The organism is Kribbella sp. CWNU-51 (assembly GCF_054073265.1).
The window spans coordinates 1-20,666 of record NZ_JBSXMZ010000003.1; the positions used below are offsets into that span (position 1 = coordinate 1).

Below are 20,666 nucleotides of genomic sequence, written 5' to 3' on the forward strand. Positions count from 1 at the left end.
GTCGACAGGACTCAAACAGTCCAGGAGGTATGAGTGCTCACCCGCCAGCGGCTACCAGCCACCGAGTCTGTCACCAACCGACCCGATAACACCCATTAGGAGGTCTCGGCCCTGCTCCCGCCCAGTCGGCCGGTCTCACGCCTGAACACCCCGCGCGAGCGCCGCCCCGGGACCGACACCTCCTGTCAAGCTGCACCACACCCGGACCGATTCGTTCGCCTGGTGGTCGCGCGGCAGATCCCGGACCCGGACACCATCTGGGGACCTCGGACAGGCTGTGTCATGTCCGAGGTACGGGTGTGGTGTCCGAGGTTCCTGCTGGGTCGGAGCTTTCCCCCGACCGGGGTGGGGGTCAGAGTTTGCGGAGTCTGACCCAGCGGACGGCGTGGTCGGGGCCTTTGCGGAGGACCAAGGTGGCGCGGGAGCGGGTGGGGAGGATGTTCTCGCGCAGGTTGGGGCCGTTGATGCCGTCCCAGAGCGACTCGGCCTTCTTGACCGCTTCCTCCCGGCTCAGTTCGCCGTACCGGACGAAGTACGACTCCGGGTTGCGGAACGCCGTCTCCCACAGTTTGAGGAAGCGGTGCACGTACCAGGACCGGATGTCGTCGGCGGCCGCGTCGACGTACACGGAGAAGTCGAAGAAGTCGCTGACCGCGAGGCCGCTCTTGCCGTCCGCGTGCCGGGGCGCGGGCTGCAGGACGTTCAGGCCCTCGAGCAGCAGGATGTCGGGCTGCTCGACGGTCGTCCGTACGCCGTTCATCCGGTCGTAGTGCAGGTGGGAGTAGACCGGCGCCTCGACCGCGTCCATGCCGGACTTCACCTCGACCACGAAGCGCAGCAGCGACTTGCGGTCGTACGACTCCGGGAAGCCCTTGCGCATCATCAGGCTCCGGCGCTCGAGCTCCGCGTTCGGCCAGAGGAAGCCGTCGGTGGTGACGAGCGCGACCCGGGGGTGCTCGGGCCAGCGAGCCAGCAGTTCGCGCAGCAACCGGGCGGTGGTGGACTTGCCGACGGCAACCGATCCGCCGATGCCGATCACGAACGGGGTCCGGGTCGCGGCCGGCTTGCCGAGGAAGCTCTCGGTGTCGGCGTGCAGCGCGCGGGCGTGCCGGACGTAGAGCGAGAGGATCCGCGACAACGGCAGGTAGACCTCGCGGACCTCGTCCATGTCGATCTCGTCACCGAGGCCGCGCAGCCGCTCGATCTCGTCCACCGTCAGCGGGGAGACGGTCGTCTCGGCCAGTTGCGCCCAGGCGGCACGGTCGAGCTCGGTGTAGGGAGTCACCTCCCGCGACGGCTGCAGCATGAGCCCCATTCTTCCCATCCTCTCGGGGCGCACCCACCCCGGGAGGTAGTGGGCTTCGTCTCAATCGGACAGCGCCGAAACTTTCGGACCCGCGGCGCCCCGGAGTGACCGGGGTCGTGTGAAAGGATCCGGCGTGATGTTCGACCCCTGCTGGCTCGGCTCTCAGCGGTTGCCCGAGGTGACCGTGCACGCCTCGGGGGCGCTGGCCCAGACGATCCGGGCCGAGCTCCGGCAGACCCGCCGGATCCGCAACGGCGTGGAAGTTGCGCTGTGCGTGCTGACCCGGGTCCGGGAATCGTCGTTGTGGCAGGAGGTCGAGGCCGCGCTGCCGCTCGACGGGCTGGGCGCGGAAGGCTTCGTGGTGGTGCGACGAGGCAACCAACTGGTCGTCGCCGCCGAGGGCGGTCGTGGCTTGCTGTACGGGTACTTCTACCTGCTGCGGTACTTCGAGTGGATGACCGGCGACTTCACCGTGGTCGAGCGGCCGGCCATCCCGGTCCGGATGCTCGATCACTGGGACAATCTGGCGGGTTCCGTCGAGCGCGGGTACTCCGGTGGATCGATATTCTTCCGCGACGGCCGGGTGGTCCAGGATCTGACCCGGGTGCGGGCGTACGCGCGGATGCTGGCGTCGATCGGGATCAACGCGGTCGCGATGGCCGAGACCCGGTTGCTCGCCGACCATCTCCCGGATGTGTCCCGGCTGGCGGCGGTGTTCCGCGAGTACGGGATCGCGCTGAGCCTGGCGGTCGCGATGACCGATCCACCGGACGAGCGGGCGGCGCAGTGGTGGTCGGCCGCGGTCGGGCGCCTGTACGACGCCGTACCCGATCTCGGTGGGTTGGTGGTGTCAGCGGACTCCGAGGGGTGGTCGCCGGCGGACGGCGCGAACCTGCTCGCCCGGGTGCTGGCGCCGTACGGCGGGAGTGTGTTCTGGCGGTGTTCCGGGTACGGCGGCCGGCCGGACTGGCGGGATCGCCGGACGGATCGCGCGCGGGCGGCGTACGACCACTTCATCCCGCTGGACGGGCGGTTCGACGAGAACGTCGTACTGCAGGTGAAGCACGGGCCGCTGGACTTCCAGGCGCGGGAGGCGATGTCGCCGTTGCTGGGGGAGTTGCAGGAGACCGCGTTCGCGGTGGAGTTGCAGGTGACGCAGGAGTACACCGGGCAGCAGCAGGATCTGTGCTACCTCGGGCCGTGGTGGCGGGAGATCCTGCAGTTCGACACGACCGGATCGGGTGGGCCGACCGTTGCCGAGCGCACCGATGCGATCGTTGCCGTCGCCAACGTCGGCGACGATCCGAACTGGACCGGTCACAAGCTTGCCCAGAGCAACCTGTATGCGTACGGCCGGCTGGCCTGGGATCCGGGTGCCGATCCGGTCAGCCTGCTGCACGAGTGGGCCGCCGCGACCTTCGCGATGGACGATCGGACCCGATCCGAGCTGGTGTCGATCATGGCCGGGTCCTGGCAGACGTACGAGCGCTACACCGCGCCGCTCGGGGTCGGGTTCATGGTCGCGCCGCAGACGCACTACGGCCCGAACGTGAACGGGTACGAGTACTCGGCGCGCGGGACGTACCACTTCGCCGACCGCTACGGCGTCGGCGTCGACCGCACGGTCGCGACCGGCTCCGGTTTCACCGGGCAGTACCCCGAGCCCCTCGCGAGCCGCTACGAGAACGTCAGGACCTGCCCCGACGAACTCCTGCTGTTCTTCCATCACGTCGGGTACGACCACGTCCTGCAGAACGGCCGCACGGTCCTGCAGCACATCTACGACACCCACTTCCAGGGGTACGACGAGGTGGCGGCGATGCTGACCCGCTGGAAGGCCATCGCGGACCGCTTCGAGCCCGTGGTCCGCGAGAACATCGCCTCCCGGCTGGAGGCGCAGCTCGCCAACGCCGCCGACTGGCGGGATCAGGTGAACACGTACTTCTACCGTCTCAGCGGGATCCGGGACGCGGAGGGCCGCACGATCTACGGGTAGGCTGGCCGAAAGTTTCGAGGGGGAGGCGCTCGTGGGTCAGCGGATGACGATCGCGAAGATCGCGGAGCAGGCCGGGGTCTCGGTCCCTACCGTCTCCAAGGTGCTGAACGGTCGCGCCGACGTCGCCGCGGACACCCGGGCCAAGGTCGAGGGCATCATCCAGGAGCACGGCTACCAGCGCCGGAGCGCGAGTACGGCGAGCAGCCCGATGATCGACCTGGTGTTCCCCGAGCTGAGTGGGGAGTGGGCGATCCAGCTGATCCGCGGGGTCGAGGGTGTGCTCCGGGCGGAGGGCGTCGAGCTGGTGCTGTCCGAGTGTGGCGACGCCCGGCGGCCGCGGCAGGAGTGGATCGAGTCCGTCCTGAACCGGCGGCCGCTCGGCGTGATCATGGTGTTCTCCGACCTCGATCCGGACCAGCGCGCGCAGCTGGAGGCGCGGCGGATCCCGTTCGTCGTGGTCGACCCGATCGGTGACGAGGGGGACGACGTACCGTCCATCGGCTCGGCGAACTGGAACGGCGGGCGGATGGCGACCCTGCATCTGCGCAAGCTCGGCCACACCCGGATCGCGATGATCGGCGGGCCGGTCGAGACGCTCTGCTCGCGGATGCGGGTCGACGGATACCAGGACGCGTTGCGCTCGACCGGGATCGCGGTCGAGCCCGAGTTGATCCGCGCGGGTGACTTCAGCGTCGGCGGCGGTCACCGGCAAGCTCTCGCGTTGCTCCGGTTGCCGGAGCGGCCAACGGCGGTCTTCGCGGGCAGTGACATGCAGGCGCTCGGTGTCTACCAGGCCGCGCGCGAGCTCGGGCTGGAGATCCCGCGCGACCTGTCGGTGGTCGGGTACGACGACCTCCCGGTGGCGCAGTGGGTCGGCCCGACGCTGACGACCGTCCACCAGCCGCTGCACCAGATGGCCGAGCTGGCCGCCCGCCTCGTCCTCGACCTCGCCCGCGGCCTCACACCCGCCGCCCTCCGGATGGACCTGGCTGTGGAGATGCGGATCCGCCAGTCGACGGCGCCCCCGGTGGGCTGACCCCCGCGCCACCAGCGGCACGTGCTCTTCCGCTGGAGGCGTCCGGTTAGGGTGAGGACCATGATCGTCGGCGTGGGCATTGATGTGGTCGACGTCGAGCGGTTCATGAAGACGCTCGAGCGAACGCCCGGTCTGCGGGATCGGGTGTTCACGCCGACCGAGGCGGTCCGGCCGCCGGCTTCGCTGGCTGCTCGCTTCGCGGCGAAGGAAGCACTCGCCAAGGCACTCGGCGCACCCGCGGGCATGTTGTGGCACGACGCCGAGGTGCAGACCGACGAAACCGGCCGGCCGTGGCTGGAGATCAGCGGCACGGTCGCGGCCCAGGCGAGCAGGCTGGGTGTCCAGAGTCTGCATCTGTCGCTGAGCCACGACGCCGGCATCGCCTCGGCCGTGGTCATCCTGGAGGGCTGAACATGCGTCGCGCACACACCGTCGAACAGGTCCGAGCAGCCGAGGCCGAGCTGATGGCCCGGCTGCCCGAGGGCACCTTGATGCAGCGTGCGGCGACCGGTCTGGCAGTTGCTATCAGCAACTTCCTCGGCGGGACGTACGGCACCCGCGTCGTGCTGCTGATCGGCTCCGGCGACAACGGCGGCGACGCCCTGTACGCCGGTGCCCGGCTCGCCCGCCGCGGCGCCCAGGTCACCGCCGTCCTGCTCTCCACCAAGGCTCACTCGGCCGGTCTGGAGGCCTTGAAAGCCGCCGGCGGACGGGTCGGCTCGACCGACGACATCAGCACCGCCGACGTGGTGGTCGACGGCATCGTCGGCATCGGCGGTCGCCCCGGCCTCCGCCCGGACGCCTTGGCCGCGGTCGAGTTGGCCGACGAGTACGACGTACCGATCGTCTCCGTCGACACCCCGTCCGGCGTCGACGTCGACACGGGTGAGACCCCGGAACCGCACGTCCGCGCAGCACTCACCGTCACCTTCGGCACCCACAAGATCTGCCACTTCATCGACCCCGCCGCCACCGCCTGCGGCCCGGTCCACCTCGTCGGCATCGGCCTCGACCTCCCACCGGCCCCGGTCGAATCCCTCCAGGCCGCCGACGTCCGCGCCCGCTACCCCGTCCCCCACGGCGAGTCCGACAAGTACTCCCGCGGCGTCCTCGGCCTGATGGTCGGCTCCACGCAATACCCGGGCGCCGCCGTCATCGCGACCGCCGGCGCCCTTGGCGGCCCCGTCGGCATGGTCCGGTACGTCGGCCCCGATGCGGTCGCAGCCGAAGTCCGGGCAGCCCATCCGGAGATCGTCGCCGGCGACGGACGTGTGCAGGCCTGGACCATCGGCTCCGGTCTCGGCGACGAACTCGACATCGACCGGATCCGCGAACTCCTCGACGCCGAGGAGCCCGTCGTCCTCGATGCGGACGGACTGAAGGCGCTCGACGAGTCCGGCGACCACACCGGCGTACTCGTCACCCCGCACGCCGGCGAGCTGGCCCGCATGCTCGGCGTCGACCGCTCCACGGTCGAAGCCAACCGTCTCGAGCACGCCCGGCTCGCCGCCGAACGCTTCGACGTCACCGTCCTCCTCAAGGGCTCGACGACCGTCATCGCCACCCCCGACGGGCACGTCCGCGTCAACACCAACGCCACCCCCTGGCTGGCCACCGCCGGGGCCGGCGACGTCCTGGCCGGTCTCTGCGGCGCACTCCTCGCGTCCGGTCTCACGCCCTTCGATGCGGCTTCCCTCGGCGCCTATCTGCATGGCGCCGCGGCCAACCTCGCTTCGTCGAGTGCCCCGGTCACGGCCCTCTCGGTGGCGGCCGCTCTGCCGGAAGCCACGCGGTTCCTGTTGCGCGCCTGAGTGGTGTGGACGTAGGACTGGATCTGCCAGTGCCTCCACCGCCTTTGGAGTGTGCACGTGAAGCGATTCGTGGGGTTCGTCGTCCTTGCTCTGATTGCTGTGCTGCCGGTGCCGGTCGCATCGGCCAGTGTGGCCAAGCCGTATGTGGCTGATCGGCAGACGAAGATCGACGTGATGGGGGAGTGGGCCCATCCGGACGATGACACCAGCATCATCGGGCCCTGCGGGGTCTGGCATCAGCGGTACGGCGTGAAGTGTGGCGTGATCCAGGTGACGCGCGGTGAAGGCGGCGGCAATGCGGTCGGCAACGAGCTCGGCCCCGACCTCGGTCTGCGCCGCGAGAACGAGGACCGCGTCGCGCACTACCGCTCCGGCACCGTCGACATCTTCAACCTCGACCGGATCGACTTCTTCTACAACCAGAGCGCGCCGCTGACGCAGTACTTCTGGGACGAGGAGGAGACGCTGCGCCGGGTGACCCGCGTCATCCGCGAGACGCAGCCGGAGATCTACATCGGCTTCACGCCGACCCTCGCCGCCGGTCACGGCAACCACCAGCAGGCCGGCCGGCTGATCTGGGAAGGCGTCCTCGCGGCCGCCGATCCGACCCGGTTCCCCGAGCAGCTGAAGGGTCCGCACGCGCTCAGCACCTGGCAGGTGAAGAAGGTCTTCTCCGGCGGCAGCACGGCAGGCACCGGCGGTACGACGACCGCCGCGAACTGCACCACCGGCTTCACCCCGACCGGCCTGGACACCGTCGCGGGCGTGTGGACCGGCTACGATTCGCCGTACAAGTGGCCGGCCGGGAACCTGCAGGGACAGCCGGCCGGGACCGCGAAGATCTGGCAGCAGATCGCGGACGAGGGCCGCTCGGCGTACCCGACGCAGAGCCGGGTGATGTTCAAGGGGACTTCGGTTCCGGCGTGCTCGCGGTTCGGCATGACCGAGTCGTTCGTGCCGTTCCAGCCGAACAGCAGTCCACAGGCGGGGCTCGACGAGGCGATCCTGTTCGGCGCGACCAAGCCCGATCCCGGCGGGCTCCCGCTGGGCACCTTGGAGTACCTGACCTTCTCGCGGTTCTACAACGTCGCCGGTGAGCCGTTCCAGGCGACCGTGCACCTCCAGGCGCCGTCCGGGAAGCTTGCCAAAGGCAACATCGAGCTGACCGTGCCGGCCGGGTGGACCACGGACGGATCGAAGCCCGTCCCGGCGAAGTCGACCGCCGACATCACCTTCACCGTGACCCCGGCGGCCAACGCACCGGTGGACCAGAACGCGAAGGTCGCCGCCCGCTACACCACCGCTCATGCCTCCGGCTACACCGACAACGTCGTACGGATCGTGGCCGCTGCCGAGGGACGTTTCCAGCGGTGGGGGAACTGGCAGGAGTACGACCAGTGGCTGCAGAACACCGCGCCGCAGGCCAACCGTCTCGGCCGGTCCCAGGCCATCCAGTCGATGGGGATCGGCCAGACGATCGACCTGCCGGTTGTCGTGCACAACTGGTCGGCGCAGCAGCAGAGCGGTGCGGTGTCGCTCGACCTGCCGGCCGACTTCACGGTCGACGCGCCCTCGAAGCCGTACGACCTCCAGCCCGGTGCGGACGCCACCGTGACGTTCAAGTTGACCAACACCGACACGTCACTGCCGGCGAACCAGAACGTGTCGATCCCGATCCGGACCGCCACGGGCAGTGAGACGCTGACGCTGACCCTGGTGCCGACGACGGTCATCCCGCAGGCGACCCCGGTGGTCGACGGCACGGCGGAGCCGGGTGAGTACCCGGGCCCGACGCTCGACCTCGGCCGGATCTGGCAGGGCGCGGCCACCTGCACCGGCGTGGACGACTGCGGCGTTTCGTCAACCGGAGAAGGCAGTACGGCGAAGGTGAGCTGGTCCGACGACGCGCTCTACTTCTTCGTCCACGTGCGCGACGACTACCAGTCGTACGCCGTGACTCCGGCGGAGTGTGTCGGCCACTGGCAGGCCGACTCCGTCGAGATCCTGCTCGACCCGCGCGGGAACGCATCGGAGGCGCTGAAGGACACCGCGAACACGTTCAAGCTCGGCATCTTCCCGTTCACCCAGAGCGGCGGGCCCTGCTGGGAGCGGGATGCGGACAACCACCAGGGCTACTCCAGCGGTTCACTCGACACCGGCAACGCACCGGGCGTGCAGGTCGCGTCGACCGCGCAGTGGGTCGGCAGCAACGAGACCACGGTCCCGCACGCGTACGCCGGTGGCGGCTACGACCTCGAGGTCAAGATCCCGCTGGCCGACCTGCCCGCCGCCGTCGACCCGACCCGGCTGGGCCTGAACATCACGCCGTACGACAACGACGACACCTCAGCTGCCGGTACGACGACGCTGCGGCACATCGACATGAGTACGCGGCTGGCCTGGTCTGCGCTCGGCTCGGTCCAGTCCGACCCGTACCGCTGGGGCCTCGCGACCCTGCCGGGCTACACGCCACCGGCGGATCGCCCGACCACCCCGGCACCGCCGAACGTCTCCAACCCGAACCTGAACGGAGCCCTGTCGCCTCAGACCATCGCCCAGTCCGCCCGCAACGGCGTACCGATCTCCGGCCGCGTCCCGACCAGCGACCTGAAGATCCTGTCCGCCGGACTCCGCGGAAACGCCGTGGACATCGTCACCAGTTCGCGTGGAGCCGGTACGGCCCGGGCGTTCCTGACCACCGGTCAGCTCGGTGCGATCCCGGTCTGGACAACCAGCTGTTCACTGGCCGCGGACCCAGCGCCCGACTACGGTCTGACGCCCTGCGCAGTCACCGACGGCGGCATCCCGCCATGGTCCCCGGACATGAGCGGTCATCTCGTCAAACAGTCCAGCCAGCAGATCAGCCACGGCGTCCAGCACTGGTCCATCCCACTCACCGCGGCCCAACGCGCCACGCTGAGTGCCGACGGCCGGCTGCTCGTCTCCTACGAAACCCCACAGAACGAGGTCCAGGCGTTCGACGTCCGGCTCAGCCGGCGGTGAAGTCGAGTCCGCCGGCCGCTGTCCGGAGCTTCAACGTGGACGAGTCGATCTCGTAGCTGACGTCGCCCTTCAAGGCATTGAGGAGAGTGGTCTCGAGGGTCGCCGCGTCGCCGGTGCAGGCGCGGCGGGTGGTGGCGAGTTCGCCGAAGGTGAGCTTGCCGGTGGAACGCGCCACCATGCCCTGGAAGTCGTTGCACCCGGTCGATCCGGTGACGCGCTCGCCGTTGAGGGTCATCCACGCCTTCTCGAAGCCGGCCTGGTGGGTGGCGGCATCGCCGGTGACGACGGTGGTCAGGGTCCACCTGGTGCCGTCCAGGGCGCGAGCCGGCTCGGCGGTGGCGCGGTCCACCAGCGAGATCGTCGTGCTGCCGGAGGTGAGGTCGAGCTTGCTACCGTCGAGCTTCCAGGCCGGCTTGCCGGAGAGGATGTTCGCCAGCCAGGAGTCCTGACCCTGCTGCAGACCGGGGCAGCCCATCATGGTCATCACCAGCCCGCCCTCGAGCGTCAGCTTGCCGCCGCTCGTCGACACCTTCGACTGCATCGAGTTACAGCCGGCGTCCGCGACCAGGCGGCCGTCGTCGGTGAACTCCAGCCGGACCCGGGTGTCCGGCGCGAGCTGTTTGGGCTGCCCGTTCTCGGTCACGGCGGTGGACAGGAACGACTTGCCCGTCAGCGAGGCACCCGCCTGGGACTCTTGCCCGCAGGCGGTCAGGACCAGCAGCAAACCGGCGGCGGCCAGGGCGATCGTCCGCATCTTCACACCCTACGGACGCCGTCGGCCCGTCCTTCGTTGCAGTGTGAAGGCTTCGTTAAGTCGGGCCCCCGGGTTGGCACGTCAGATCACGGTTGGATAACGTCGCGGCGTACGCGAGAGCGAACGAGAAGGACAAGGCCGGTACGCCGGTCTGCCGGATCGGATCGGTGTTTCTGGGGACGCCGCCTGTTTCTGGCCCTCTGGGGACCAAACCAACATTTGTTGGGTCACACTGAAGGTCTGGGGCAACGCAGAGTGGCCCGTCGAGCAGACGAGGAATGTGTTTTCCATGCCCCCCATCCGAACTGCCCGGAGTCGCAAGATCATCCCGGCGGTGTTCCTTGCCGTCGGCGCGCTCGTCGCCGCGCCGATCGTCGTTCACGCGGCCAAGGACTCCCCGGTGTCAACTGCGAACGCCGCGGACAGCACGGTGACTGCCCTTCCGAGCGTCGGACGCGTCGAGACCTGCGTCCTGGACGCCTACTCCAGCTGTACCGTCCTGCACGGCTTCGCCCAGAAGCCGGTCGCCATCACCGCGACCGCCTCCGGACCTGCGATCCTCTCGATCGACCCGAGCCGGACCACCGACCAGAGCTACCGCCTGCGCGCTCTGCGCTACGACGGCCAGAAGTACCGCGCCGGCACCAAGTTGACCTACACGGCGCACTACGACTTCACGGCCGCGCCCGCGCAGCCCACCACTCCGGCGCCGACCACCACGACGACGCCGACCAAGCCGCCGACGACCAGCACGCCGACGCCGTCCCAGCCGCCGACGACCACGACGACGCCGACCAAGCCGCCGACGTCGACTCCGACGACGACCACGCCCAGCACGACGACCCCCACGTCGACGGGCAGCCCGAGCCAGACCTGCACCAACCCGTCGTTCGTCACCACTTCGACGAACAACCAGGGTGACGGCCGGTCGTTCGGCGCCTACTACGTCCACAACAACATGTGGAACAACGACAACGGCACGTACACGCTGAGTGCCTGCAACTACAACAACTGGTTCCTCGACGTCACCCAGCCGCTGCCGGGTGACAAGGGCGTCCAGGCGTACCCGAACGTGCACAAGGACTACAACGACGTCGCGCTGTCGAAGATCCAGTCGGCCAAGTTCGCGGCGACCACGCCCGCCAACTGCTCCGCCTGCATCTACAACGTCGCGTTCGACGCGTGGATCGGCGACGGGCTGAACAACGAGCTGATGATCTGGACCGACAACAAGGGCCAGGTCCCGGCCGGGAACAAGGTCGGCACCGTGTCGTTCGGCGGCTTCACGTACGACGTCTGGCACGAGAACGGCTACACCGCGTACGTGTCCCAGGTGACGCAGAAGTCCGGCACGATGCCGCTGGCCAGCTTCTTCAACGACATGTCCTCCCGCGGCTGGGCCCCGAAGGCCACCACGTGGCAGGTCGACTTCGGCGTCGAGGTGGTGTCCACCGGCAACACCAAGCAGCGCTTCAACTTCACCGACTTCTCCATCCAGGAGAACTGACCCCCGCGCTCTCGCGATACCCGCGGCCGCCGTGACTCCCCCACGTCACGGCGGCCGCATTGCATAGGGTGCGGTGGTGATCGGACTCGTGATCTTCGACAACGACGGCGTACTGGTGGACTCCGAGCGGCTGGCCAACACGATCCTGGCCGAGCTGCTCACCGACGCCGGGCTGCCCTACACCTTCGAGGAAACCGTGCGTGACTTCATGGGCGGCAGCATGGCGTCGATGCGGCAGCAGGCCGAGGCCCGGCTCGGGCGGCCGTTGCCCGCGGACCTCGAGGATCGCTACCACCAGCGGCTCTTCGACGGGTTCGCGCACCTGCAGGCGATCGAGGGCGTTGAGGCTGTCCTCGATCACCTGGAGGCGCGCGGCGTCACGTACTGTCTCGCATCGTCCGGCACCCACCGCAGGATCCGTACGGCGCTGACCGCGGTGGGGTTCCTGGACCGGTTCGACGGCCGGATCTTCAGCGCCGAGGATGTTGCCCACGGCAAGCCCGCGCCCGATCTGTTCCTGCACGCGGCCGGTTCGATGGGGATGAAACCGGCCGACTGCCTGGTCGTCGAGGACAGCCCGCTGGGTGTCGCCGCGGCGGTTGCAGCCGGCATGAAGGTGTTCGGGTACGCCGGGATGACGGACCCCGCGAAGCTCTCCGATGCGGACGCGGTGTTCCACGACATGACCGCCCTGGCAGACCTGATCGACGCGGCCTGAGACACTGGAGGGGCTATGTCTACCCTCCAGTCACCTAGCGGCGACCGCCCGGTCCGTGCCGAGGCCGTCGTCGACCTGGCCGCGATCCGGCACAACGTGGCTACGCTGCGTGCCCGTGCCGCCGGCGCGCAGCTGATGACGGTCGTCAAGGCCGACGGATACGGGCACGGAATGGTCCCGGTCGCCCGGGCCGCCCGCGAGGCCGGCGCCGACTGGATCGGCGCCGCCGTCCTCGAGGAGGCGCTCGCGCTGCGTGACGCGGGCGACACCGGGCCGATCTTCTGCTGGCTGACCACGCCCGGCGAGCCGCTGGCCGACGCGATTGCCGCCGGCATCGATCTGTCCGCGGGCGCGCCCTGGGAGATCGACGAACTGGTCGCCGGCGTGGTGGACCGGCCGGCCCGGGTGCACCTGAAGATCGACACCGGGATGAGCCGCGGCGGCGCCGTACCCGAGGAGTGGCCGGCGCTGATCCGGGCCGCGGCGCGGGCACAGGCGACCGGCCGGATCGAGGTCAAGGGCATCTGGTCGCACCTGGCGTCGTCGGACGAGCCGAAGAGCCCGGTCAACGAGTCCCAGCTCGCGACGTTCACCGAGGCGATCGACGTTGCGGCCTCGTTCGGCATCGACGCCGAGTTCAAGCACCTGGCGAACTCCGGTGCCACGCTCGCGCTGCCCGAGACCCACTTCAACCTGGTCCGCCCGGGGGTGGCGACGTACGGGCTCTCGCCGTTCGGGCACACGCTGCCCTCGGCCGAGCTCGGGTTGCGGCCGGCGATGACGCTGCGGGCGCGGCTCGCGATGGTGAAGCGGGTGCCGGCCGGGGCGGGCGTCTCCTACGGCCTGACCTGGACCGCGCCGCGGCCGTCGACGCTGGGGCTGATCCCGCTGGGGTACGGCGACGGCCTGCCACGGCACGCGTCCAACGGTGCCCCGGTCCAGGCGGGTGGCAGGCGACGGACGATCGTCGGCCGGATCTGCATGGATCAGTGCGTGGTCAACCTCGAGGACGACCAGGCGGCCGCGGGCGACGAGGTGGTGCTGTTCGGCCCCGGGACCGCCGGCGAGCCGACGGCGGACGACTGGGCCGATGTCGCCGGGACCATCAACTACGAGATCGTGACCCGGCTGGGAGCCCGGATCCCCCGCCGGTACGTCGACAGTTCTGACAGCACCCCAGTTGAAAGGTAGACCGGTATGTCCAAAGCAGGACGGACTGCTGGTCTGATCGGGGCCGCGGTCGGCGTGCTGGCTGCGGGAGCGGCGGCCGGGGTCGCGGTCGAGCGGCAGGTGATCGGCCGCCGTTCGGGTCAGCGCGCGCAGCTGGAGGCCGAGCCGTTCGGTTCGCTGCGCGGCACTCCGCACGTCTTCACCGCCGACGACGGCGTCGAGCTGTACGTCGAGGTCGACGAGCTCAAGCGATCGCGCCGGCCGGCCCCTCCGCCGAAGCGCAGGTTCGGCAAGAAACTGCCGCTGCCGCCGGAGGATCTGACCGTGATCTTCGCCCACGGCTACGGGCTGAACATGGACTCCTGGCACTTCGAGCGCCGCGACCTGGCCGGCATCGGCACGATGGTGTTCTACGACCAGCGCTCGCACGGGCGGTCCGGCCGCTCGCCCAAGGACCACGTCACCATCGAGCAGCTCGGCCAGGACCTGTACGGGATCCTGGCGGAGTTCGCGCCGACCGGGCCGGTGATCCTGATCGGCCACTCGATGGGCGGCATGACGATCATGGCGCTGGCCGAGCACCATCCGGAGATCTTCGGGGACCGGGTCATCGGCGTCGGTCTGTGCTCGACCAGCGCGGGCGGGCTGGACGACGTACCGATCGTCTTCCCGGGCAAGCTGGGCATGCTGGCCCGGGCGCTCGCCACCCCGACGGTCTCGGCGCTGGCGCGGATCCCGGACGTGGTCGAGCGCAGCCGGAAGGCGGGGACGGACATCAGTTACCTGCTGACCCGGAAGTACTCGTTCGGCTCCGAGGTCCCAGCGGCGTACACCGAGTTCGTCAACGAGATGATCGCGGCCACGCCGATCGAGGTCATCGCGGAGTTCTATCCGATCTTCGCGCTGCACGACAAGTTCGACTCCTTGGAGCCGTTGCAGAAGGTGGAGTGCGTCGTGATCGGTGGCGACAAGGACCACCTGACCCCGTTCACGCATGCGGAGGAGATCGTCCGGCGGGTGCCCGGTGCGGAGCTGGTCGAGGTGAAGAACTGCGGCCACCTGGGCCTGATCGAGCACCACCGCGAGTTCACCGCCGCCCTCCTCGGCATGATCGAACGAGCCGAACAATCCCTAGGACCCACATGACCGACCTGCACGTCGTCGACGCCACGGCGGATCACGTCGACCAGATCGTCGCGGTGATCCACCACGCCTTCTCCCCCCGCCGGGTGCTCGACCCGCCGGCCACCGCCCTGTCCGAGAACCCCACGACGGTGGCCGCCGCCATCGCGGAGCACGGCGGACTGCTCGTGCTGATCGACGGTGCACCGGCCGGCGCGCTGCTGTTCAAGCAGACCGGTGACGTGCTCACCCTGCGCTGCGTCTCGGTGGACCCGCGCCACCAGGGCCACGGCGTCGCGTCGGCGATGGTGGGTTGCGCCGAGGAGGCCGCCGTACGGCGTGGTGTGAGCCGGGTGAACCTGATCGCGCGGGTCGAGTTGCCGGACACCGTGGAGTTCTGGCGGCGGCGTGGGTACTCGGTGGTCGAGCAGCAGGACCACAACCTCATCTACGCGAAGGCGATGCCGCTCGAGCTCACCGTGCCGACGGCCGACGAGATGCAGGCGATCGGCGAGGAGCTCGCGGGGCAGTTGCGGGCGGGCGACGTACTCGTGCTGTCCGGTGACCTGGGGGCCGGCAAGACGACGTTCACCCAGGGGCTCGGCGCGGGGCTGAAGGTGCGTGGTTCCATCACGTCGCCGACGTTCGTGATCTCGCGGGTACACCCGTCACTGGCCGGCGGTCCGGCGTTGGTGCACGTGGATGCCTATCGGCTCGGTGGGTTCGCCGAGCTGGACGACCTCGACCTCGACGCGAGTCTGGAGGACGCGGTCACCGTGGTCGAGTGGGGTCACGGCCTGGCCGAGGCGCTGGCGCCGGACCGGCTGGACATTGTCGTGACCCGTGGCGACGACGACACCGACGAGACGCGCGAGCTGCGGATCACCCCGGTTGGTCCGCGCTGGGCGGCGTCCGGTGTCCGCGTATCTGTACTGGAGACGAACTGAGATGCTGCTTGCTTTCGACACCTCGAGTGCTGCCGTCACCGTCGCGCTGGCGTCACCGGACGGCGAGATCCTCGCCTCGTCCACGACCGTCGACGCCTTACGGCACGGGGAGTTGCTGGCCCCGGCGATCGCGGACGCCTTCGCGACCGCGGGCGTGACGCCGCGCGACCTGACCCGGATCGCGGTCGGCGTCGGGCCCGGTCCGTTCACCGGATTGCGGGTGGGGCTGGTGACCGCGCGGACGATGGCCGACGTGCTCGGGATCGAGGTCGCGGGGGTGTGCAGCCTCGACATCCTGGCGCGGCAGTCGTCGCTGACCCTGCCCGTGGCGGTCGCGACGGACGCGCGGCGCAAGGAGATCTACTGGGCGCTGTACGACGGCCCGGCCGCGGACGGGAGCCGGCGTCGCCTCGAAGGGCCGGCGGTGGATCGTCCGGCCGAGGTCGCGCACGTGCTGTCGGGCCTGCCAGTGATCGGCCGCGGTGCCGTGCTGTACGCCGACGCGCTCGGCGTCTCCGATGTCGCTGTCGCCGAATATCCGTCGGCCGAGGTGCTGGCCGTTGGGGTGGCGACCGGCACGCTGGAGGTCGTCGCGCCCGACCCGCTGTACCTGCGCCGGCCGGACGTGACGATGTCCGCCGGCCCGAAGAGCGTGCTGCCCAAGTGAGACCAGCCATTCGCGCGGCTGGGGCGGATGATCTGCCCGCGCTGGTCGCGTTGGACGAGGTGTGCTTCGGCGCGGCGGCGTGGAGTACGGTCGCGTGGGCGACCGAGTTCGACCGGTTGTCCGAGGATCGGGTGATCCTGGTCGCGGACGAGGGCTCCGTGGTCGGATACGCCGTACTCCTGGTGCCGCCGGTCGCGCTGGACGTGGTGGAGTTGCTGCGGATCGCGGTGTCGCCGGCCGAGCGCTGTACCGGGATCGGCGGGCAGTTGATGACCGCAGCGCTGGCACGGTGCGCCGGGCGGACGGTGTTGCTGGAAGTTGCTGCGGGCAACGATTCGGCGCTGGGGTTGTACGAGGGCTTCGGGTTCGAGGAGATCAGCCGGCGGCGTGGGTACTACGCCGGTGGCGAGGATGCGGTGATCATGCGGTGGCGGGAGGAAGTGTGAGTACAGAGCCCCTGATTCTGGGGATCGAGACGTCGTGCGACGAGACCGGGGTCGGGATCGTCCGCGGGCAGACGCTGCTCGCCGACGCGATCGCGTCCAGTGTCGAGGAGCACGCGAGGTTCGGCGGCGTCGTACCGGAGGTGGCGAGCCGGGCGCACCTGGAGGCGATGGTCCCGACTATCCGGCGGGCGTGCGAGACCGCGGGGATCAAGCCGGCCGATGTCGACGCCGTCGCTGTCACCAGCGGACCAGGGCTCGCCGGCGCGCTGCTGGTCGGAGTGGCCGCGGCCAAGGGGCTGGCGCTGTCGCTCGACAAGCCGTTGTACGGCGTGAACCACCTGGCCGCACACGTGGCTGTCGACACCTTGGAGCACGGCGATCTGCCGAAGGGCTGTGTCGCGATGCTGGTGTCCGGTGGGCACTCGTCGCTGCTCGCGGTCGAGGACATCACCGACGGCGTCGTGCCGATGGGGAGCACCATCGACGACGCCGCGGGGGAGGCGTTCGACAAGGTCGCTCGCGTGCTGGGGTTGCCGTTCCCGGGCGGTCCCTATGTCGACAAAGCGGCGCGGGACGGCGGCGACAGGCTGTACGTGACGTTCCCGCGCGGGCTGACGTCGCAGCGGGATCTCGAACGGCATCGGTTCGACTTCTCGTTCTCCGGGCTGAAGACGGCGGTGGCTCGGTGGGTCGAGGCGCGGCGTCGCGATGGTGAGGACGTGCCGGTCAATCATGTCGCCGCGGCGTTTCAGGAGGCGGTGTGTGACGTGCTGACCCGCAAGGCGATCGACGCGTGCAAGGACCGTGGGTTCGAGCACTTGCTGATCGGTGGTGGGGTCGCGGCGAACTCCAGGCTGCGCGCGATGGCGGAAGAGCGGTGCACTGCGGCGGGCATCGCCGTACGCGTGCCGCGGCCCGGGTTGTGCACCGACAACGGCGCGATGGTCGCGGCGCTCGGCTCGGAACTCGTCCGGGCCGGGAAGGCGCCGTCGCCGCTGGGGCTGCCGGCAGACTCGTCGATGCCGATCACGGAGGTGCTGAACAAGTGAGGTGGACGGGGGCGGACGGGTTCGAGGCCGACGACGATGTCTCGCGGATCGATGTGGACGTCGTGCAGGGGTTCCTGAGTACGTCGTACTGGGCGAAGGGGATCCCGCGTGAGGTGGTGGCGCGGTCGATCGCGGGCTCGCTGAACATGGGTGTGTACGCGGCCGATGGCGCGATGGTCGCCTTCGCTCGCGCGGTGACGGACCGCGCGACGTTCGCGTGGCTCGCGGACGTCTTCGTGCTGGACGAGTGGCGAGGGCACGGACTTGGCCGGTTCGTGGTGTCCACGCTGGTCGACCACCCGGAACTGAAGGGCGTACGACGCTTCATGCTCGGGACCGCGGATGCGCACGAGCTCTACCGCAGTTACGGCTTCAGCGAACTCGCGGACCCGAGCAGCATGATGGCCATCCGCCACGACGCCGCCGACCTGTACGGCCCCCCGTGATCCAGCCCGGGGTGGACCTGGTGTGGCACCCAGCTGGTGCGACGGATCTCGTCGTACTGGCGCATGGCGGTAGGGAGCACTCTCAGGCGAGCCCGTACCTCTGGAATTCTGCCCTCCTCCGGATGTGGCCGTTCGCGGCAGCCGCGCGCACAGCCGTCCCTACTGCTGCGGTCGGCCTGCTGCGCTACCGCTACCGGGGCTGGAACGGCGACGCCGCCGACTCCGCCGCGGATCTCCGCGCTGTCCTCGACGAGCTTCCTCCGGTGATCCAGCGGGTCGTCCTGATCGGCCACTCGATGGGCGGCCGCGCGGTCGTCGCCGCGGGCGATCATCCCCGGGTCGCCGGCGTACTGGCTCTGGCTCCGTGGCTCCCCGACGGCGAACCACTCACCGCGCTGCGCGCCCCGGTCACCTTCGCCCACGGCACTCTCGACACCATCACCGACCCTCGCGCCACCACCGCCTACGCCAACCGCCTCCGCGCCGCCGGCACCCCGGTCACCGTGTACTCGGTCGCCGCGGAAACCCACACCATGCTCCACCGGCCCGCCGACTGGAACACCCTCGTCGCCGCCTTCACCCACGACGCCCTCAGCACCCCGTCGACCAGAACCCCTTCAGCTGCTGGGGATGCGGAGCCGCTGCCTGAGTACGAGCGTAGGTCTTCAGTGCCGGCTGCGGTCGGGTCCATCGCGGTGGCACGCTTGCGTTTCCCGGTGGTGGCACGCTTCCAGGCGGGCTGAGCTGCGAACGCGGAGCTGCGGCTGCAGTGCGGGGAAGGGCACGGCAGCGGGCAGAGACCTGGGGCTAGTGCGCCGCCTGCTCCCCAGGTGAACGGTCAGCGGCCAACCGGTTTCTGCCCAGCACTCTGCCGAACCCAGATGAACGCCTGACTGCACCCGCGTGACGCCCAGTCGACGTACGGCACCTCACTCCGTACGTCGTTCGACGCGCGGCTCCTCAACCGCATGTCGAGCCTTAGTGGCGGGCCCCCGGTGAGTGCGGCAGCGGACGCAGCACCTCGCCCACCGGCAGGTCATCCGGGGACCCGCACGCGAGATCGATCATATGTTCGAATACACTCAGAACGCAAGTCCGATGCGACGACAGGAATAGGCGACCGCGTCCCGGCCGATCCGGGTGATGATGAGCGTCGCGGTGGCAGAGCCTTTCGGGGCGAGCTTCTTCCGCAGCTGGGCCGGATCGACATCGACCCCGCGCTTCTTGATCTCCAGCGTTCCGATGCCTTGTGCGCGAACCCACGCCCGCAGCGCCTTCTCCTTGTACGGCAGCTGTTCCACCACCTGGTACGCCGACGCCAGCGGGGTCGGCACGAGTTTCGGTGCGGTGACGTAGGCGATGCGCGGATCCAGCAACCACCCGTCGACCGCGGCAGCCACAGCGGTCACCAGCCCAGCTCGCACCACGGCTCCGTCGGGCTCGTAGATGTACTGACCCACCGGACCACTCTCAGCTTCCGGTGCCTCGCTCACGCTCACGCCGCCGGGCAGAAGCGTCGCCCGCCGCGCGACCCCGGCGTACAGCGCGCCAGACCACAGCGCCGCCTCCTTCACCTCACCGGCGTCGCTGACCCACTCCGCCTCGACCCCATCGGGTACGGCGTCATGCGGGATGCCCGGTGCGACCTTCACACACGCAGTCCGCTGCAGGAGCCCAGTGACAAACGACCATGGCGGCGAATAGGCGTTGTGGTCGAACACGCGCCGGCCATCCGCCCGCCGCGCCGGGTCCGCGAACACCACGTCGTACGGCGTGAGCTCAGTCGACTCGGCGTCACCGACAACAACCTCACCGGGCAGACCGAGAGCGGCCAGGTTGGCGCGGGCCGTGGCCGCGGTCTCCGAATCGCGTTCGACACCAGTGACTCGTAGGCCGGCGCGGGCTGCGCTGACGAGATCGCCGCCGATGCCACAGCCCAGGTCGACCACGCTGGCACCCGGCAACGTCATTGCGATGCGTGCGGCACGGTGTGAACCGACAGTGGTCCGGGTGGCCTGCTCCAGACCGTCCGGCGTGAAGTACATCCGCGCAGCATCCGCACCGAACTTGGCGACGGCGCGGTGGCGCAGCGACGCCTGTGTGACAGCAGCAGTCACGAGTGACGCGTCGTACCGCCGCCGGAGCTTCTGGACTAGTTGGAGCTCGCGGCCGGGGTGGTAGTCCGCGCAGGCAGCGGCGAGCACCTCAGCGCCAGGCCCGTCCAGCAACGCGGTGACTGTCACCCCGCAACCTTAGAGGGGACTAGAGCAGCCTTTGCTCCAGCTTTGGGTGGCGGAGGAGTACAGGCGCGGCGACCACTCCGACGGCGAGCGCACCGATCGCGGCCAGGACTGCGACAGTACGGCCGGACAGCTTGGGTAGAGACGGGAAGCTGATAGCCGTGGCTTCTCCTCGGGGCGGTGCGCCGTTGACAGAACGGTCGCACGCCGACCACGGGGAGGCCCAGCGTTCGACCACATTCCGTGCCTGACCGGTCACCCGCCCGGGTGCGGCCCGGAGGTTGCTGCTGGATCAGGTCTGGCACTCGAGTTGACCGAGTGCTAATCGCGGCCTAGATTCGGTGTTGGCACTCTCCACCCGAGGGTGCCAGCGGTCCGGCCTCTGACCCCCGCGACGGCAGGGGAGCGCGACCAGTCTGAACCACTGACAAGCAAATCGACCGTGGAG

General features: G+C 69.7%; 18 protein-coding genes. 15 read left to right on the forward strand and 3 right to left on the reverse strand.

What is annotated here, in order from left to right:
• Positions 1–352: 352 nt before the first annotated feature.
• On the reverse strand, positions 353–1,315 hold the full coding sequence (coaA, locus tag ACXC9Q_RS01105) for a type I pantothenate kinase (RefSeq protein WP_457054570.1): 963 nt from the start codon (positions 1,313–1,315) through the stop codon (positions 353–355).
• 127 nt (positions 1,316–1,442) lie between these two features.
• On the opposite strand from coaA, the gene ACXC9Q_RS01110 reads away from it, so the two are divergent.
• From ACXC9Q_RS01110 to ACXC9Q_RS01130, 5 genes are read left to right on the forward strand one after another with little or no spacing between them, the layout of a single operon-like run.
• On the forward strand, positions 1,443–3,302 hold the full coding sequence (locus tag ACXC9Q_RS01110; RefSeq protein WP_457054756.1) for an alpha-glucuronidase: 1,860 nt from the start codon (positions 1,443–1,445) through the stop codon (positions 3,300–3,302).
• A 43-nt stretch (positions 3,303–3,345) separates the two neighbouring features.
• Positions 3,346–4,338 (forward strand): LacI family DNA-binding transcriptional regulator, encoded by a 993-nt coding sequence (locus ACXC9Q_RS01115; RefSeq protein WP_457054571.1) that lies wholly within the window; start codon positions 3,346–3,348, stop codon positions 4,336–4,338.
• Positions 4,339–4,398: 60 nt separating this feature from the next.
• Positions 4,399–4,749 (forward strand): holo-ACP synthase, encoded by a 351-nt coding sequence (locus tag ACXC9Q_RS01120; protein ID WP_457054572.1) that lies wholly within the window; start codon positions 4,399–4,401, stop codon positions 4,747–4,749.
• 2 nt (positions 4,750–4,751) lie between these two features.
• A complete protein-coding gene (locus ACXC9Q_RS01125; RefSeq protein ID WP_457054573.1) occupies positions 4,752–6,149 on the forward strand; it encodes an NAD(P)H-hydrate dehydratase in 1,398 nt (465 codons plus the stop codon).
• 57 nt (positions 6,150–6,206) lie between these two features.
• Positions 6,207–9,152 carry a sugar-binding protein gene (locus tag ACXC9Q_RS01130; RefSeq protein WP_457054574.1) on the forward strand — a complete coding sequence of 982 codons (2,946 nt, stop codon included), beginning with the start codon at positions 6,207–6,209 and terminating at the stop codon, positions 9,150–9,152.
• Here the strand turns inward: ACXC9Q_RS01130 and ACXC9Q_RS01135 are convergent.
• The gene (locus ACXC9Q_RS01135; RefSeq protein WP_457054575.1) at positions 9,139–9,906 is read right to left on the reverse strand and encodes an META domain-containing protein; all 768 of its coding nucleotides are present in this window, start codon (positions 9,904–9,906) and stop codon (positions 9,139–9,141) included. The genes ACXC9Q_RS01130 and ACXC9Q_RS01135 overlap by 14 nt on opposite strands.
• A gap of 289 nt (positions 9,907–10,195) precedes the next feature.
• Between ACXC9Q_RS01135 and ACXC9Q_RS01140 the strand changes: the two genes are divergently transcribed.
• The 10 genes from ACXC9Q_RS01140 to ACXC9Q_RS01185 all read left to right on the forward strand — a co-directional run bounded on the left by ACXC9Q_RS01140 (position 10,196) and on the right by ACXC9Q_RS01185 (position 18,721).
• On the forward strand, positions 10,196–11,413 hold the full coding sequence (locus ACXC9Q_RS01140) for a GH12 family glycosyl hydrolase domain-containing protein (RefSeq protein ID WP_457054576.1): 1,218 nt from the start codon (positions 10,196–10,198) through the stop codon (positions 11,411–11,413).
• Between the two features lie 76 nt (positions 11,414–11,489).
• Positions 11,490–12,131, forward strand: coding sequence for an HAD family hydrolase (locus ACXC9Q_RS01145; protein WP_457054577.1), 642 nt, complete (start codon positions 11,490–11,492; stop codon positions 12,129–12,131).
• Positions 12,132–12,146: 15 nt separating this feature from the next.
• A complete protein-coding gene (gene alr / locus ACXC9Q_RS01150; protein ID WP_457054578.1) occupies positions 12,147–13,322 on the forward strand; it encodes an alanine racemase in 1,176 nt (391 codons plus the stop codon).
• 6 nt (positions 13,323–13,328) lie between these two features.
• Positions 13,329–14,447: an alpha/beta fold hydrolase gene (locus ACXC9Q_RS01155; RefSeq protein ID WP_457054579.1), complete on the forward strand. Its 1,119-nt coding sequence runs from the start codon at positions 13,329–13,331 to the stop codon at positions 14,445–14,447.
• Entirely contained in the window at positions 14,444–15,370 is a 927-nt protein-coding gene (tsaE, locus tag ACXC9Q_RS01160; protein ID WP_457054580.1) for a tRNA (adenosine(37)-N6)-threonylcarbamoyltransferase complex ATPase subunit type 1 TsaE, read from the forward strand. Before ACXC9Q_RS01155 ends, tsaE begins: the two co-directional genes overlap by 4 nt.
• A 1-nt stretch (position 15,371) precedes the next feature.
• Entirely contained in the window at positions 15,372–16,037 is a 666-nt protein-coding gene (tsaB, locus tag ACXC9Q_RS01165) for a tRNA (adenosine(37)-N6)-threonylcarbamoyltransferase complex dimerization subunit type 1 TsaB (protein WP_457054581.1), read from the forward strand.
• Positions 16,034–16,483, forward strand: coding sequence for a GNAT family N-acetyltransferase (locus tag ACXC9Q_RS01170; protein ID WP_457054582.1), 450 nt, complete (start codon positions 16,034–16,036; stop codon positions 16,481–16,483). The genes tsaB and ACXC9Q_RS01170 overlap by 4 nt, the downstream gene beginning before the upstream one ends.
• Entirely contained in the window at positions 16,480–17,532 is a 1,053-nt protein-coding gene (tsaD, locus tag ACXC9Q_RS01175; protein ID WP_457054583.1) for a tRNA (adenosine(37)-N6)-threonylcarbamoyltransferase complex transferase subunit TsaD, read from the forward strand. Before ACXC9Q_RS01170 ends, tsaD begins: the two co-directional genes overlap by 4 nt.
• Entirely contained in the window at positions 17,529–17,978 is a 450-nt protein-coding gene (locus ACXC9Q_RS01180; protein ID WP_457054584.1) for a GNAT family N-acetyltransferase, read from the forward strand. Before tsaD ends, ACXC9Q_RS01180 begins: the two co-directional genes overlap by 4 nt.
• Positions 17,979–17,998: 20 nt before the next feature.
• Positions 17,999–18,721: an alpha/beta hydrolase gene (locus tag ACXC9Q_RS01185; RefSeq protein WP_457054585.1), complete on the forward strand. Its 723-nt coding sequence runs from the start codon at positions 17,999–18,001 to the stop codon at positions 18,719–18,721.
• 339 nt (positions 18,722–19,060) lie between these two features.
• Here ACXC9Q_RS01185 and ACXC9Q_RS01190 read toward each other — a convergent pair whose 3' ends face one another.
• A complete protein-coding gene (locus ACXC9Q_RS01190; protein WP_457054586.1) occupies positions 19,061–20,221 on the reverse strand; it encodes a class I SAM-dependent methyltransferase in 1,161 nt (386 codons plus the stop codon).
• Positions 20,222–20,666 lie beyond the last annotated feature (445 nt).

Bases quoted from the DNA above. Each gene is read 5' to 3' on its own strand.
- tsaB (WP_457054581.1), top strand. From the start codon at position 15,372: ATGCTGCTTGCTTTCGACACCTCGAGTGCTGCCGTCACCGTCGCGCTG.
- alr (WP_457054578.1), top strand. From the start codon at position 12,147: ATGTCTACCCTCCAGTCACCTAGCGGCGACCGCCCGGTCCGTGCCGAG.
- ACXC9Q_RS01135 (WP_457054575.1), bottom strand. From the start codon at position 9,906: ATGCGGACGATCGCCCTGGCCGCCGCCGGTTTGCTGCTGGTCCTGACC.
- ACXC9Q_RS01120 (WP_457054572.1), top strand. From the start codon at position 4,399: ATGATCGTCGGCGTGGGCATTGATGTGGTCGACGTCGAGCGGTTCATG.
- ACXC9Q_RS01125 (WP_457054573.1), top strand. From the start codon at position 4,752: ATGCGTCGCGCACACACCGTCGAACAGGTCCGAGCAGCCGAGGCCGAG.
- ACXC9Q_RS01155 (WP_457054579.1), top strand. From the start codon at position 13,329: ATGTCCAAAGCAGGACGGACTGCTGGTCTGATCGGGGCCGCGGTCGGC.
- ACXC9Q_RS01110 (WP_457054756.1), top strand. From the start codon at position 1,443: ATGTTCGACCCCTGCTGGCTCGGCTCTCAGCGGTTGCCCGAGGTGACC.
- tsaE (WP_457054580.1), top strand. From the start codon at position 14,444: ATGACCGACCTGCACGTCGTCGACGCCACGGCGGATCACGTCGACCAG.
- ACXC9Q_RS01115 (WP_457054571.1), top strand. From the start codon at position 3,346: ATGACGATCGCGAAGATCGCGGAGCAGGCCGGGGTCTCGGTCCCTACC.
- ACXC9Q_RS01140 (WP_457054576.1), top strand. From the start codon at position 10,196: ATGCCCCCCATCCGAACTGCCCGGAGTCGCAAGATCATCCCGGCGGTG.
- coaA (WP_457054570.1), bottom strand. From the start codon at position 1,315: ATGGGGCTCATGCTGCAGCCGTCGCGGGAGGTGACTCCCTACACCGAG.